This is a genomic window from Pseudomonas sp. GD03862 (assembly GCF_029840855.1).
Taxonomy (GTDB): Bacteria; Pseudomonadota; Gammaproteobacteria; order Pseudomonadales; family Pseudomonadaceae; genus Aquipseudomonas; species Aquipseudomonas alloputida.
The window spans coordinates 106,701-121,356 of sequence record NZ_JAOCDI010000003.1 but is presented as its reverse complement, the minus strand read 5'-3'; the positions used below and the strand labels follow the sequence as shown (position 1 = coordinate 121,356).

At 61.1% G+C, this 14,656-nt stretch carries 12 protein-coding genes; 3 read left to right on the top strand and 9 right to left on the bottom strand.

The window, feature by feature from the left end:
- Positions 1–215: 215 nt before the first annotated feature.
- Positions 216–788, bottom strand: a complete 573-nt coding sequence (locus tag N5D53_RS03390; RefSeq protein ID WP_104962700.1) for a HutD family protein — start codon at positions 786–788, stop codon at positions 216–218.
- Positions 785–1,495: a histidine utilization repressor gene (gene hutC / locus N5D53_RS03385; RefSeq protein WP_172830964.1), complete on the bottom strand. Its 711-nt coding sequence runs from the start codon at positions 1,493–1,495 to the stop codon at positions 785–787. The genes N5D53_RS03390 and hutC overlap by 4 nt, the downstream gene beginning before the upstream one ends.
- A 144-nt stretch (positions 1,496–1,639) precedes the next feature.
- Here hutC and N5D53_RS03380 point away from each other — a divergent pair, with 144 nt between their 5' ends.
- Positions 1,640–3,004, top strand: a complete 1,365-nt coding sequence (locus tag N5D53_RS03380; protein WP_190869873.1) for a formimidoylglutamate deiminase — start codon at positions 1,640–1,642, stop codon at positions 3,002–3,004.
- Positions 3,005–3,160: 156 nt separating this feature from the next.
- On the opposite strand, the gene N5D53_RS03375 is transcribed toward N5D53_RS03380, so the two are convergent.
- The 5 genes from N5D53_RS03375 to N5D53_RS03355 all read right to left on the bottom strand — a co-directional run bounded on the left by N5D53_RS03375 (position 3,161) and on the right by N5D53_RS03355 (position 8,510).
- Positions 3,161–3,733 carry a lipocalin family protein gene (locus N5D53_RS03375; protein WP_020190972.1) on the bottom strand — a complete coding sequence of 191 codons (573 nt, stop codon included), beginning with the start codon at positions 3,731–3,733 and terminating at the stop codon, positions 3,161–3,163.
- Positions 3,730–3,984: an outer membrane protein assembly factor BamE gene (gene bamE / locus N5D53_RS03370; protein ID WP_190869872.1), complete on the bottom strand. Its 255-nt coding sequence runs from the start codon at positions 3,982–3,984 to the stop codon at positions 3,730–3,732. The genes N5D53_RS03375 and bamE overlap by 4 nt, the downstream gene beginning before the upstream one ends.
- A gap of 227 nt (positions 3,985–4,211) precedes the next feature.
- Positions 4,212–4,808, bottom strand: a complete 597-nt coding sequence (locus tag N5D53_RS03365) for a DUF924 family protein (RefSeq protein ID WP_020190971.1) — start codon at positions 4,806–4,808, stop codon at positions 4,212–4,214.
- Positions 4,809–4,811: 3 nt separating this feature from the next.
- Complete coding sequence (locus N5D53_RS03360) at positions 4,812–5,822, bottom strand: class 1 fructose-bisphosphatase (RefSeq protein WP_010955595.1); 1,011 nt, start codon at positions 5,820–5,822, stop codon at positions 4,812–4,814.
- Positions 5,823–6,059: 237 nt separating this feature from the next.
- Positions 6,060–8,510: a glycogen/starch/alpha-glucan phosphorylase gene (locus N5D53_RS03355; RefSeq protein ID WP_020190970.1), complete on the bottom strand. Its 2,451-nt coding sequence runs from the start codon at positions 8,508–8,510 to the stop codon at positions 6,060–6,062.
- Positions 8,511–8,694: 184 nt separating this feature from the next.
- Between N5D53_RS03355 and N5D53_RS03350 the strand changes: the two genes are divergently transcribed.
- Entirely contained in the window at positions 8,695–9,099 is a 405-nt protein-coding gene (locus tag N5D53_RS03350; protein ID WP_003249225.1) for a YkgJ family cysteine cluster protein, read from the top strand.
- A gap of 180 nt (positions 9,100–9,279) precedes the next feature.
- On the opposite strand, the gene typA is transcribed toward N5D53_RS03350, so the two are convergent.
- Together typA and thiI are read right to left on the bottom strand one after the other, a co-directional pair.
- Positions 9,280–11,100: a translational GTPase TypA gene (typA, locus tag N5D53_RS03345; RefSeq protein WP_003249222.1), complete on the bottom strand. Its 1,821-nt coding sequence runs from the start codon at positions 11,098–11,100 to the stop codon at positions 9,280–9,282.
- A 128-nt stretch (positions 11,101–11,228) separates the two neighbouring features.
- A complete protein-coding gene (gene thiI / locus N5D53_RS03340; protein WP_003249221.1) occupies positions 11,229–12,683 on the bottom strand; it encodes a tRNA uracil 4-sulfurtransferase ThiI in 1,455 nt (484 codons plus the stop codon).
- Between the two features lie 450 nt (positions 12,684–13,133).
- Between thiI and glnA the strand changes: the two genes are divergently transcribed.
- A complete protein-coding gene (gene glnA, locus N5D53_RS03335; RefSeq protein ID WP_003249219.1) occupies positions 13,134–14,540 on the top strand; it encodes a type I glutamate--ammonia ligase in 1,407 nt (468 codons plus the stop codon).
- The last annotated feature ends 116 nt before the right edge of the window (positions 14,541–14,656 follow it).

Genomic DNA, 14,656 nt, shown 5'->3' with positions numbered 1-14,656 from the left:
CCGCTCCTACGTTTGTTTCAGGCCAATTATGCCTGTGGGATTTGCGCGCGAACGCCTTGGTGCCCATCTCGATATCGCGTCGTACCAACAAGGCGGTCGCGCGCGCCAGGCACAGGATGCACTGGCCCGAAACAAACGTAGGAGCGGGTTTACCCGCGAAGCGCCGCGCGGGCGGCGCTCGATCTCACAGGCGCCAAAAATCTACAGCCGAACCTTCAGCGCCCATCAAGTTCGATCAGGCAGCACCGCCCCTGCACAACCAACCCCAGCAATTCATCATTGCCTTCCAGCCGCAAGCAGTCGAACAACCCCAACCGCTGCGTCTCGCGCCCGGCAATAGTGACTTCGACCAGGCTGCTGGCAGCAAACAACAACACCGTCGACGCCGAGCTGTACACCCGGCTGGTGCCATCCAGCCACTGCAACCGCGCCCGATATCGCTGCGGTGCATAGATCAGGTTGAAATCGCGGATCGCCCCACCCAGCAACTTGCAGCTGACCTGGCTCTCGCCGCTGAACGCAAACGCATCGAACGCCAGCAATGGCCGGCTGGCCTGGCCGTCGACCAGCAGGCGCATGCCGTCGCCCTGCAGCACGGTGATGATCCGCTGGTAGCCGGCAAAGGTGGAAAAGCCCCCCGACTCTTCGATGTCGGCAATCGACAGACGCCAACCAAAACCGTCCAGACCCTCGCCACTGTCGCGGGTGATCTCTTCGGTGAAACCACCACCGTTCTTCCAAGGCATGCGCGGGTAATCGTGCGCACGCAACAATTGCAGCTGACTCATTTGCTGAAACGTCCTTCCAGGCGATGACGGGAACCGGGGTGGATCAGCCGTGCAGCGGTCACCGGCTGGCGGCCGGACCAGGTGCGACGACGAATCAGCAGGCAAGGCTCGCCCCGGTCGATCTGCAACAGGGTGCATTCTTCCGGCTCGGCCAGGATTGCCTCGACCACGTGCTCGCCCTCCGTCAGCGGCGCCACCTGGGACAGGTAGGCGTAAGGCGTCTGCCGGGTGAAATCCTGCTTGAGGTAATCGGGCGCAATGGCCGCGTTGACGTAACGGTCCTCGATCTGCACCGGCACGCCGTTCTCGAAATGCACGATCAGCGAATGGAACACGCGCTGACCTTCACGCATGTCCAGCGCCAGCGCCCGTTCGGAGCCGGCCGCTTCTTCGGCAAGCGTGATCACCTGGCAGCTATGCTGGTGTCCGCGCGCGGCAATTTCGTCGGCAATGTTGTTGACCTCGAACAGCGCCGAACGGCCCTTGGGCTCGGCCACGAAGGTGCCGACCCCTTGCATGCGCACCAGCAGGCCTTCGGCGGTGAGTTCACGCAGGGCGCGGTTGATGGTCATGCGGCTGAAGCCCAGCTCGTTGACCAGCTCGCTCTCGGAGGGTACCCGGTGATGCGGTGGCCAGCTGCCGTTGTCGATCTGCTGGATGATCATCTGTTTGACCCGGGCGTAGAGCGGCGCCGGGCCCTCGCCCATCTGGGCAACCAGCACGGAGACAGGAGGTGTCGGCACGGCGATGGATCCTTGTGCAAATGAAATGAGCGGTAGCTTGCCGCAGTTTACCCGGCAGGCAAACGCCTGTATATGTATATACAAGTTAACAATAACAGGATTCCACCGATGTCAGCCTACTTCGCCGAACGCGCCCTGCTACCTACGGGCTGGGCCAGCCATGTGCGTATCGAGGTCGCCAGCGATGGCCGTGTGGCCAACATCGAGCCTGGCGCTTCGGCCGAAGACGCCGAGCGCCTGGCCGGCCCGCTGCTGCCCGGCATGCCCAACCTGCACTCGCATGCCTTCCAGCGCGCCATGGCAGGCCTGGCTGAAGTTGCCGGCAACCCCAACGACAGTTTCTGGACCTGGCGAGACCTGATGTACCGCCTGGTCGGGCAGATCAGCCCAGAGCAGCTTCAGGTCATCGCCCGCCAGCTGTACATCGAGATGCTCAAGGCCGGTTATACCTCGGTGGCGGAGTTCCACTACGTGCACCACGACCAGGCCGGCAAGCCCTACGCCGCCCCGGCCGAGCTGTCGCGACGCATCAGCGCGGCCGCAGCCGACAGCGGCATCGGCCTGACCTTGCTACCGGTGCTGTACAGCCATGCAGGCTTTGGCGGCCAGGCGCCGAACGACGGGCAGCGGCGCTTCATCAACTCCACTGAACAGTACCTGCAGCTGCAAGCCCAGCTCGCCCCGCTGCTGGCCGCGCAACCGGCGCAGCAACTGGGCCTGTGCTTCCACTCGCTGCGGGCGGTGAGGCCTGGGCAGATCGCCGAAGTGCTGGCGGCCAGCGACAGGCAGTGCCCAGTGCATATCCACATCGCCGAACAGCAGAAGGAAGTCGACGACTGCCTGGCCTGGAGCGGCCTGCGCCCGCTGCAGTGGCTGTACGAGCACGTGGACGTGGACCGCCGCTGGTGCCTGGTACACGCTACCCATGCCGAACCGGACGAAGTGACTGCCATGGCCCGCAGCGGCGCGGTGGCCGGGTTGTGCCTGACCACCGAAGCCAACCTGGGCGATGGGATCTTCCCGGCAGTGGATTTCCTGGCACAGGGCGGGCGCATGGGCATTGGTTCGGACAGCCATGTGTCGTTAAGCGTGGTGGAGGAGCTGCGCTGGCTGGAATATGGCCAGCGCCTGCGGGACCAGCGACGCAACCGCCTGTACCGCGGCGACCAGCCGATGGTCGGGCGCACGCTGTATGACGCGGCGCTGAGCGGTGGTGCGCAGGCATTGGGGCAGGCGGTCGGCGAGTTGGCGGTGGGCAAGCGTGCCGACTGGCTGGTGCTCGATGGGCAGGACCCCTACATCGCCATGGCGGAGGGTGATGCCATTCTCAACCGCTGGCTGTTTGCCGGTGGCGATCGCCAGGTGCGCGATGTGATGGTGAATGGGCAATGGGTGGTGCGCCAGGGGCGGCATGCCCAAGAAGAAGAAAGCGGGCGGGCGTTTGCCAAGGTGTTGCGCCAGCTTTTGGGCTGAGCGTACCGGGGCTGCGTTGCAGCCCTTCGCGGGCAAGCCCGCTCCCACAGGTTGGTGGTCTGCCCCACAAAGCGTCTTGGGGGTAGCCCAGGGTTCAGCGCAGAACCTGTGGGAGCGGGCTTGCCCGCGAAGGGTTGCAACGCAACCCCAAAAAACTCAGTGCATCTTTACTATTTGCTGATCGGACGCCCGCCAGATCAAGCGGCTGGTGTCATAGCCCTGCTGCCGCGCCCTGGACAGCAGGTTCTCGCGCTCCCAGGCCGGCAGTGTCGGCGTGCGCGACAGAATCCAAAGGTATTTGCGGTCCGGGCTGCCGACGATGGCCGTGCGGTAGTGGTCGTCCACATAAAGAATCCAGTACTCACCCCGCGCCACGCCTGGCACCAGCCTGGTGAACCAGTTATCGAACTCGACCCACAGCTTGTCGGTGTGCCCCGGCTCCTGGATATTCGCATGCCCTTCAGCGCGAAGCCATTCATCACCCATGGTGCGGCAGCGGTTGAGCACGCCATAACTGCCATCAGGCTTGAGGTTGTAATGGGCCTCGGACTGCTCGCAACCTTCCTGGTAGCGCATGGGCAGGCGCGCCAGCTCGTACCATTTGCCCTGGTAGCGCTTGAGGTCGACATTTCCGGCGGTTTTCGGCGCCAGCGGGTCGTGCACGGAACCTGCACAACCGCCCAGCAGCAACGCCAGGCATACGCCCATCAGCAGGTACGCACGCCTCATTTGAGGCCCTGCCCGGAATACATCAGCACTTTGTCAGCTGCATACTGCACGCTGATGAAGCTCTTCTCGTCCCCCCAGGTGCAGCTGCTCATGCCCAACGCGCCAGAACATTCGGTCGGCGTGCCGAGCAACTGCTCGACCTCGGCCTTTTTCATACCGGCCTTGATCTTGGAATAGTTTTCCTGATTGATCTTGCTGCAGGCAGTCAGCACGACGCACAGCGACAACAGGGCGAGGGAACGCAACGACATGAAGGGGACACTCCTGAAAGATGATACAGGCGAGTGGCCTGCAGTGACCTTCGACGTGAAAATCCCTCCCAGGTTCCCTACTCCACCCCCTATGCCCCTACACCATTGGTCGGATGGCCACTACTGTGCGATTAATCACAAAGCATTAATCATGTGCCCAATAAAAAAGGCCGCCCCCGTTGGAGCGGCCTTGCGTCGCGATGCCTGCGCAGCAGGCCCCCTGAGCCTCAGAACCGGGAGCCAGGCTCCAGCAAAAAGTCCATCTCTTCGCTGGTGCTCGGCCGCTCCAGCACCAGGTTGCGGTGCGGGAAGCGCCCGAAGCGGGCAATTACCCGCTGGTGCTGCTCGGCATAGTCGAGGAAGCCTTCGAACAGCCGGCGGTTGGCCTCGGGCTGTTCGTCCAGCAGCATTCGATAACGCTCCACGCACAGGTTCTGCCAGTCCAGCACTTCGGCATGCTCCAGTACCAGCAGCACGAACACGCGCTGGATCGGCAGCAGCTGGTAGTCCCAGCCCTTCTGCAGGCCCTGCATGGCGACTACCTGGGCACGCCGGTCGCCGTCGAAGGCACGCGGCGTGTCGCGGTAGATCATGCGTGGCAGCTGGTCGAGCAAAATCAGCAGGCCCAGCCAGCCCTGCGGGCTTTGCTGCCACTCTTCGAGCCCACCCGCCAGGGCGTGCTCGACCAGGTCGCCAAACAGCGCATGGGCGTCGGCATCGTAATGCTTGCCGAACCACAGCGTGCTCTTCTCGTCAGCCACGGCCTGGGCACTGGTGCCCCAACCGAACCACCATTCCAGCAACGGCTGCCAAGGTGCGAGCATGACTTACTCCTTGTGGTAAGCGGTGACGCGCTCGACCTCTTCCTTCGAGCCGAGAATCACCGACACGCGCTGGTGCAGGCTTTCTGGCTTGATGTCGAGGATGCGATCGTAACCGTTGGTGGAAGCGCCACCGGCCTGTTCGATGATGAACGACATCGGGTTGGCTTCGTACATCAGGCGCAGCTTGCCCGGCTTGCTTGGTTCGCGGGCGTCACGTGGGTACATGAACAGGCCGCCACGGGTCAGGATGCGGTGCACGTCGGCCACCATCGAGGCGATCCAGCGCATGTTGTAGTTCTTCTTCAGCGGGCCGGTCTCGCCTGCCAGCAGTTCGCCCACATAGCGCTGTACCGGGGCTTCCCAGTGACGCTGGTTGGACATGTTGATGGCGAACTCGGCGGTGGTCTCCGGTACGCGGATGTTTTCGTGGGTCAGCACGAAGCTGCCCAGTTCGCGATCCAGGGTGAAGCCCTTGACGCCGTTGCCCAGGGTCAGGATCAGCATGGTCTGCGGGCCGTAGATGGCATAACCGGCAGCAACCTGCTCGGTACCTGGCTGCAGGAACGCTTCTTCGTTGAGGCTTTCGTTCTGGCTCAGGTACTGGTTAGGGCAACGCAGAACCGAGAAGATGGTACCGACCGACACGTTGACGTCGATGTTCGACGAACCGTCCAGCGGGTCGAAGACCAGCAGGTAGGCGCCTTTCGGGTACCTGCCCGGGATCTGGTACGCGTTGTCCATTTCTTCGGAAGCCATGCCAGCCAGGTGACCGCCCCACTCGTTGGCTTCCAGCAGGATATCGTTGGAAATCACGTCCAGTTTCTTCTGGACCTCGCCCTGCACGTTTTCAGTGCCCATGCTGCCCAGCACACCACCGAGGGCGCCTTTGGACACGTGGTGGCTGATTTCCTTGCACGCACGCGCTACCACTTCGATCAGGAAGCGCAGATCGGCAGGGGTGTTGTTGCTGCGGGTCTGCTCAATCAGATAGCGACTCAGGGTAACGCGGGACATGTATGGCTCCGAACGGATTGGGGGGATGAAAAACCCACGCAGTTTACAGGGAGAGTGACGGGCTAGCGAGTGATGAGACTCGCCACGGCTCTCAGACGGCACAATAGGTCGGTAGTTCAGCCTTCGCCAGGCCGGTGGTCTGGTTGTGGGGCGATTCGCGGGCGCGCCCGCTCCTACAGGCTTATGAGGGCCCTGCAGGAGCGGGTTTACCCGCGATCAAGCCAGCACAGGCCTGCCTCAATCCAGCGCCTTCCAGATCTCGGTCGCATACTCGCGAATGGTCCGATCCGACGAGAACCAGCCCATCCGCGCGGTATTGAGCACCGCCTTGCGCCACCACTCCTGCGGTGTGTGCCACAGATCCTCGACCCGGCGCTGAGCATCCCAGTAGTCATCGAAATCGGCACACACCAGGAAGCGATCATAGGCCACCAGGCCGTCGATCAACCCGGTGTACCGGGAAGGGTCGTCTGGCGAGAACACACCACTGCGAATGGCCTGCAACACATCGGTCAAGCGGTTGGAAGCGGCTATGGCAGCATTGGCGCCAAAATCACCGGCACGCTTGCGCGCTTCAACCTGCTGCGAGGTCAGGCCAAAGATGAACATGTTGTCGGCCCCCACCTGTTCGCACATCTCCACGTTGGCGCCATCCAGGGTGCCAATGGTCAACGCACCATTGAGGCCGAACTTCATGTTGCTGGTACCGGAAGCTTCGTAGCCCGCGGTGGATATCTGCTCGGAAAGGTCCGCCGCCGGGATGATGCTCTCGGCCAGGCTGACGTTGTAGTTGGGCAGGAACACCACCTTCAGCAGGCCGCGCACTGTCGGGTCGTTGTTCACCACCCGGGCGATATCGTTGGCCAGCTTGATGATCAGTTTGGCCTGGTGGTAACTGGCCGCAGCCTTGCCGGCGAAGATCTTCACCCGCGGCACCCAGTTGGTGCCAGGGTCGTTGCGTATGGCCTGGTACAGTGCAACGGTGTGCAGCAGGTTGAGCAACTGGCGCTTGTATTCGTGAATGCGTTTGACCTGAACGTCGAATAACGCCTCGGGGTTGACCGTGACGCCGATGCGATCCTGAATGATGCTGGCCAGGGCACGCTTGCTGTGCAGCCGCTGGGCAGCGAACTGCTTGCGGAAACCGGGTTTGTCGGCAAACGGCACCAGGCCCGCCAGAAGCGTCTGCGGGTCGTCCTTGAGTTCCGGCCCAAGCGCCTCGACCAGCATCTCGGTCAGCTGAGGGTTGGACTGGTACAACCAGCGGCGGAAGGTAATGCCGTTGGTCTTGTTGTTGATCCGTTGCGGGTAAAGCTTGTGCAGCTCGGAGAACACCGTGCTCTTCATCAACTTGCTGTGCAGCGCCGACACACCGTTGACGCTGTGCGAGCCGAGAAACGCCAGATTGCCCATGCGCACCCTTCGACCGTTGTCTTCCTCGATCAGCGAAACCGCGCGCAGCACGTCGAAATCGTGCAGGCCTTTGGCCCGCAACGCATCGATATGGTAGGCATTGATCAGGTAGATGATCTGCATGTGCCGCGGCAGCATGCGCTCCATCAGCGCTACCGGCCAGGTTTCCAGGGCTTCTGGCAACAGGGTATGGTTGGTGTAGGCGAGCGTGCCGACGGTCAGCTCCCAGGCCTTTTCCCAAGGCACTTCGTGCTGATCCACCAGCAACCGCATCAGCTCCGCCACTGCAATCGAAGGGTGGGTGTCGTTTAGCTGGATGGCCGCTGCATCAGGCAGGTTGAGCAGGTCCTTGTGCATGTTCAGGTGGCGCCGCAGCAAGTCCTGCAGCGAAGCCGAGACGAAAAAGTACTCCTGGCGAAGGCGCAGTTCCTGGCCTGCCTCGGTACTGTCGGCTGGGTACAGCACACGCGAAATGCTCTCGGCACGCGCCACTTCAGCCACAGCCCCCAAGTGGTCACCGGCGTTGAAGCGCTCCAGATGCAGCTCTTCCAGCGCCCGCGCACGCCACAGGCGCAGGGTGTTGACGCTGGATCCACGCCAGCCGACTACCGGCGTGTCGTAGGCCACCGCCCGCACCGTCTCGCCCGGCCACCATACCTGGCGCTGGGTACCGCTTGCATCGTGCACCGTTTCGACACTGCCGCCAAAGCTGATCGGGTAGATCACCTCGGCGCGCTCGAACTCCCAGGGGTTGCCGAAATCCAGCCAGTTCTCGGTCTGTTCCTGCTGCCAGCCATCGACCACGGCCTGACGGAACAGCCCGTGCTCGTAGCGGATGCCGTAACCATGGGCAGCGATACCCAGGGTAGACATGCTCTCCATGAAGCACGCCGCCAGACGGCCAAGGCCACCATTGCCCAGCGCGGCGTCCGGCTCGAGCAGGCGAATGCGTTCGAGGTCCACATTCAGCCCTTCCAGCGCATCGCGGGCGATGTCCAGCAGGCCCAGGTTGCTCAGGCTGTCGTACAGCAAGCGGCCGATGAGAAACTCCAGGGAAAGGTAGTAGACCCGCTTCTGGCTGCGCCGATAGGCCTGCCGGGTGTGATCCATCCAGTGGTCGACCATGTGATCGCGCGCGGCCAGGGCAATGGCTTCGAACCAGTCATGGTCGAAGGCGTGCTCGGGGTCCTTGCCGACCGCATAGGTCAGCTTGTTCAGTACAGCAGCGCGAAAATCCGCGACTTCGGCGTCACGTGCTTTGGGTTCCTGGGACATGCGGCATCCTCGGGCAAGTTGACGAAAGCGGAGGGAGAGTGTTGAGACTAGACCCTTCGACAGAGAGCGACAGTTACGGTTCGCAGTTTTCATGCCCACTCTGCGATTCCGGCAAAAGGTTGTTCATAAATTGAACAATTCCGGTATCATCGCGCGCCCCAAGACCGTGATCCACCCTATAAAGATGAAAACGACCCTGATCGCCGCGGCCGAAGTCGACCGCCTGGAGACCTGGCAGCGCTACACCAGCAACATGTGCCATGGCTGCCATTCGACCTGCTGCACCCTGCCGGTGGAGGTGAAGATCAAGGATCTGATCCGTATCGGCGTGGTCGACGAGTTCGAAAAAGACGAACCACCCAAGAACGTGGCCAAGCGCCTGCAAAAAGAAGGCATCATCGAGCGCTTCAACCAGAAGTCCGGGATCTTCACCCTGACCCGGATGAGCAACGACGACTGCATGTACCTGGATCGTAAAAGCCGCCTGTGCACCATTTATGACAAGCGCCCGGATACCTGCCGCAACCACCCCAAGGTCGGGCCGCGGCCGGGGTATTGTGCCTACAAGCCCAAGGTGGTTGGGCGTTGATCTATTGCCTGCACCGGCCTCTTCGCGGGTAAACCCGCTCCTACAGGTCTTGACCTTTGTGGATCCTGTAGGAGCGGGTTCACCCGCGAAGAGGCCGGTACCACCAGCACAAAAAACCCAGACAAACAAAAACGCCCCAGGCCTTTCGACCGGGGGCGTTTTCATTCAGCCTGAGCTAACTCAGTTCTTGGCTTTCTTGGCTGCGCGGGTACGCTCGCCTTCGTCCAGGATCTTCTTGCGCAGACGGATCGACTTAGGAGTCACTTCGCACAGCTCGTCGTCCTGGATGAATTCCAGGGCCTGCTCGAGGGTGTGGCGAACTGGCGGTACCAGGGCGATGACTTCGTCTTTGCCCGAAGCACGCATGTTGTCGAGCTTCTTGCCTTTGGTCGGGTTCACGCCCAGGTCGTTGTCACGGCTGTTCAGGCCGATGATCTGACCGTTGTAGATCTCCTGGCCGTGTTCAACGAACAGCTTGCCGCGAGCCTGCAGGGTTTCCAGCGAGTAGGTCAGTGCCTTGCCGGTCTCGACCGAAACCAGTACGCCGTTGAGGCGGCCGGACATCTGGCCCGACTTCATGGTGTCGTAGCGATCGAAGATCGAGGTCAGGATGCCTGCACCGTTGGTCAGGGTCAGGAACTGGTTACGGAAACCGATCAGACCACGGGCTGGAATGTTGTACTCCAGACGAACACGGCCCTTGCCATCCGGAACCATGTTGGTCAGGTCGCCTTTACGCAGACCCATCTCTTCCATGACCTTGCCCTGGGATTCTTCAGGGATGTCGATGGTGACGTTCTCGAACGGCTCCTGCTTCACGCCGTCGACTTCGCGGATGATCACTTCAGGACGGCCCACGGCCATTTCGAAGCCTTCACGACGCATGGTTTCGATCAGCACCGACAGGTGCAGCTCACCACGGCCCGAAACCTTGAACTTGTCTGGGGAGTCGGTCTCCTGAACGCGCAGGGCAACGTTGTACAGCAGCTCCTTGTCCAGACGGTCCTTGATGTTACGGCTGGTGACAAACTTGCCTTCTTTACCGCAGAACGGCGAGTCGTTGACCTGGAAGGTCATCGAAACGGTCGGCTCGTCAACGGTCAGCGGCTTCATCGCTTCTACCGCATCCGGGGCGCACAGGGTGTCGGAGATGAACAGCTCATCGAAACCGCTGATGCAGACGATATCGCCAGCCTGGGCTTCTTCGACGTCAACGCGGTGCAGACCGTGGTGACCCATCAGCTTCAGGATACGGCCGTTGCGCTTCTTGCCGTTGGTGTCGATGGCGACAACCGGGGTGTTCGGCTTGACGCGGCCACGGGCGATGCGGCCAACACCGATCACGCCGAGGAAGCTGTTGTAGTCCAGTGCGGAGATCTGCATCTGGAACGGGCCGTCGCGGTCAACAGACGGTGCTGGTACGTTGTCGATGATCGACTGGTACAGCGGGGTCATGTCTTCGGCCATGGCAGTGTGGTCCAGGCCGGCAATGCCGTTCAGGGCCGAGGCGTAGACCACTTTGAAGTCCAGCTGTTCGTCGGTGGCACCTAGGTTGTCGAACAGGTCGAAGATCTGGTCCAGAACCCAGTCAGGACGCGCGCCCGGACGGTCAACCTTGTTGATCACGACGATTGGCTTCAGGCCGGCTTCGAAAGCCTTCTTGGTCACGAAGCGAGTTTGCGGCATCGGGCCGTCTTGGGCGTCGACCAGCAGCAGCACGGAGTCGACCATCGACATTACACGCTCAACCTCGCCACCGAAGTCGGCGTGGCCGGGGGTGTCGACGATGTTGATGTGGTAGCCGTTCCAGTTGATGGCGGTGTTTTTCGCCAGAATGGTAATACCGCGCTCTTTTTCCTGGTCGTTGGAGTCCATGACGCGCTCGTCATTGAGCTCGTTACGCTCCAGAGTGCCGGACTGACGCAGGAGTTTGTCGACCAGAGTGGTTTTACCATGGTCAACGTGGGCGATGATGGCGATGTTACGCAGATTTTCGATCACAAGTGTATCTCGATCAGAGGATTCGGTTGCCGCCCAGTGTAGGCGGCCAATATGTACTGTTTAAGGCTCAGCGGGCCCGGCGGTCGGGAGGGCGATGGCGGATACTGCCGCCATACAGCCCCGGCGTCTTATGTCGGACGATAAACACGCACATTGGCATGTCCCTCACTGAGCAGGTGGTGTGCGTGCAAACGGCTCATCACACCCTTGTCGCAATACAGCAAGTACTGGCGCGTGGGGTCCAGGTGCTTGAACTTGCTGTTGATGGCGTAGAACGGCATGGCCTGGACTTCGATACCTTCCAGCACCAGAGGTTCGTCTTCCTGGGCATCGGGGTGGCGAATGTCGATGACGATCTGGCCTGGCAGCGCCTCGGCCACTTCCTCGATTTCGATGTCCTTGCCCAGCTCATCGATCACATGATCGATGGAAATGAACTTGGCGCGCTCGAGAGCGCGCTCCAGCACGGCCATGTCGAACTGCTTTTCTTCGTGCTCCATGCGGTGACGCTTGGCATGGGTGGTCGGGTTTACCGAGATCACGCCGCAGTATTCCGGCATGTGCTTGGCAAAGTCCGCGGTGCCGATTTCGGTGGCCTGGTCGATGATGTCCTGCTTGTGGCTGGCCAGCAGCGGGCGCAGCACCAGCTTGTCGGTGGCCGAGTCGATGATCGACAGGTTCGGCAGGGTCTGGCTGGACACTTGGGAAATCGCTTCGCCGGTCACCAGCGCGTCGATCTGCAGGCGGTCGGCCATATGGGCGGCGCCGCGCAGCATCATGCGCTTGAGGGTCACGCCCATGTAGCTGTTGTCGACCTTGTTGAGGATCTCGCCAACCACTTCTTCGAACGGCACGCTGATGAACAGTACGCGCTGGCTGCTGCCGTACTTTTTCCACAGGTAGTGGGCTACTTCCATCACGCCCAGCTCGTGGGCACGGCCGCCGAGGTTGAAGAAGCAGAAGTGGGTCATCAGGCCGCGGCGCATCATCTGGTAGGCCGCAACGGTGGAGTCGAAACCACCGGACATCAGCACCAGGGTCTGCTCCAGGGCACCCAGCGGATAACCGCCGATGCCATTGTGCTGGTTGTGGATCACGTACAGGCGCTGGTCGCGGATTTCGATGCGCACCAGCACTTCAGGCTTTTTCAGCTCGATCCCGGCGGCGCCACACTGCTGGCGCAGCTGGCTGCCGACGTAACGGTCGACGTCCATCGAGGTGAAGTCATGGTGGCCACCGCGCTTGCAGCGCACGGCGAAGTGCTTGCCGGCCAGCAGGTGGCCGAAGTGGTGCTTGCACTTGGCGACGATGTCGTCGAAGTCACCCAGCGGGTATTCCTCTACCTGCAGGAAGTGGGTGATACCCGGGGTGCAGGTGAGGCGTTCGATCATCTCGCGCTGGACTTTTTCGTCTTCGACGCGGGTGACCACCTCGAGATTGTCCCAGACACCATCGACCGCGAGCTCAGGGTCGAGATCCTTGAGCACGTTGCGGATGTTCTTGCCAAGCTGGCGGATGAAGCGCTTGCGCACCGGCCGGCTTTTGATGGTGATTTCTGGGAAGACTTTGACGATAAGTTTCATTGGTTAACAGCGCGCGCAGGGCCTGCCGAAAATGAGGGGCGCGAATTATATCGGAAATTGCTCAGGATTTGACCAACTTTTGATCAGAAGCTTTGAGATAAATGCAGAGGCCAGGTTTTGCAGTGCCTGTTCCGGCCCTTTCGCGGGTAAACCCGCCCGTAGGAGCGGGTTTACCCGCGAAGAGGCCCTAGAAGCTAGCACACCACTCACGTCACGCACCCAATTGGTGCGAGACGATCAAAAAACGCATCGTAAGGGTGCACTTTCACCCGCTAACCCAACGCCAAATGCCCGCAAACGCCCCCTTTTATCCCACCCTCGCCATTTTCGGGCACTGGCATGCAATTTGCTCCCTTGTGAGGCAGGTAAGCTTGGCCGACTATCCGCGCCCGGCAACACCCTTTTTCCAGGGCAGCGGCCCACCGCGCTCTAGACCATCCGGAGGACAACATGTCGAAGTCGGTTCAACTCATCAAAGATCATGACGTCAAGTGGATTGATCTGCGTTTCACGGACACCAAAGGCATTCAGCACCACGTGACCATGCCGTCGCGTGATGCGCTGGACGAAGACTTCTTCGAAGTCGGCAAGATGTTCGACGGTTCCTCCATCGCTGGCTGGAAAGGCATCGAAGCTTCCGACATGATCCTGATGCCGGTCGACGAAACCGCCGTTCTGGACCCGTTCACCGAAGAACCAACCCTGATCATCACCTGCGACATCGTCGACCCGTCGAGCATGCAGGGCTACGACCGCGACCCACGCGCCATCGCCAAGCGCGCTGAAGAGTACCTGAAGAGCACCGGCATCGGTGACACCGTATTCGCCGGCCCAGAGCCTGAGTTCTTCATCTTCGACGAAGTGAAGTTCCACTCGGACATCTCCGGTTCGATGTTCAAGATCTTCTCCGAGCAGGGCTCGTGGATGACCGGCGCTGACGTGGAAGGCGGCAACAAAGGCCACCGTCCAGGCGTGAAAGGCGGCTACTTCCCGGTTCCGCCGTTCGACCACGACCACGAAATCCGTACTGCCATGTGCAACGCCCTGGAAGAAATGGGCCAGACCGTTGAAGTTCACCACCACGAAGTGGCGACTGCCGGCCAGAACGAAATCGGCGTCAAGTTCAACACCCTGGTGAAGAAGGCTGACGAAGTACAGGCGCTGAAATACGTCGTGCACAACGTTGCCGACGCTTACGGCCGTACCGCCACCTTCATGCCGAAGCCACTGTACGGCGACAACGGCTCGGGCATGCACGTGCACATGTCGATCTGGAAAGACGGCAAGAACACCTTCTCGGGTGAAGGCTATGCCGGCCTGTCCGACACCGCCCTGTACTTCATCGGCGGTATCATCAAGCACGGTAAGGCCCTGAACGGCTTCACCAACCCGTCGACCAACTCGTACAAGCGTCTGGTCCCAGGCTTCGAAGCCCCGGTAATGCTGGCCTACTCGGCTCGCAACCGTTCCGCCTCGATCCGTATTCCTTACGTTGGCAGCCCGAAAGCCCGCCGTATCGAAGCACGCTTCCCGGACCCATCGGCCAACCCGTACCTGGCGTTCGCGGCCCTGCTGATGGCTGGCCTGGACGGCATCCAGAACAAGATCCACCCAGGCGACGCGGCCGACAAGAACCTGTACGACCTGCCGCCAGAAGAAGCCAAGAACATCCCGCAAGTGTGCGGCAGCCTGAAAGAAGCTCTGGAAGAGCTGGATAAAGGCCGTGCGTTCCTGACCAAGGGCGGCGTGTTCTCCGACGACTTCATCGATGCCTTCATCGAGCTGAAGAGCGAAGAAGAAATCAAGGTCCGTACCTTCGTACACCCGCTGGAATACGAGCTGTACTACAGCTGCTGATCTGATTGGCGCCTCGCGCCGATGACATGATCACAACGGCCTCCCTCGGGAGGCCGTTTTTGTTTTCATACATGCGAATCAGAACGCCCCTACAAGCAGCAGTTGGTCAACTGCGC

Coding starts and splice junctions, on each gene's coding strand:
- N5D53_RS03390 (WP_104962700.1), bottom strand. CDS start 788: ATGAGTCAGCTGCAATTGTTGCGTGCGCACGATTACCCGCGCATGCCT.
- hutC (WP_172830964.1), bottom strand. CDS start 1,495: ATGGGCGAGGGCCCGGCGCCGCTCTACGCCCGGGTCAAACAGATGATC.
- N5D53_RS03380 (WP_190869873.1), top strand. CDS start 1,640: ATGTCAGCCTACTTCGCCGAACGCGCCCTGCTACCTACGGGCTGGGCC.
- N5D53_RS03375 (WP_020190972.1), bottom strand. CDS start 3,733: ATGAGGCGTGCGTACCTGCTGATGGGCGTATGCCTGGCGTTGCTGCTG.
- bamE (WP_190869872.1), bottom strand. CDS start 3,984: ATGTCGTTGCGTTCCCTCGCCCTGTTGTCGCTGTGCGTCGTGCTGACT.
- N5D53_RS03365 (WP_020190971.1), bottom strand. CDS start 4,808: ATGCTCGCACCTTGGCAGCCGTTGCTGGAATGGTGGTTCGGTTGGGGC.
- N5D53_RS03360 (WP_010955595.1), bottom strand. CDS start 5,822: ATGTCCCGCGTTACCCTGAGTCGCTATCTGATTGAGCAGACCCGCAGC.
- N5D53_RS03355 (WP_020190970.1), bottom strand. CDS start 8,510: ATGTCCCAGGAACCCAAAGCACGTGACGCCGAAGTCGCGGATTTTCGC.
- N5D53_RS03350 (WP_003249225.1), top strand. CDS start 8,695: ATGAAAACGACCCTGATCGCCGCGGCCGAAGTCGACCGCCTGGAGACC.
- thiI (WP_003249221.1), bottom strand. CDS start 12,683: ATGAAACTTATCGTCAAAGTCTTCCCAGAAATCACCATCAAAAGCCGG.
- glnA (WP_003249219.1), top strand. CDS start 13,134: ATGTCGAAGTCGGTTCAACTCATCAAAGATCATGACGTCAAGTGGATT.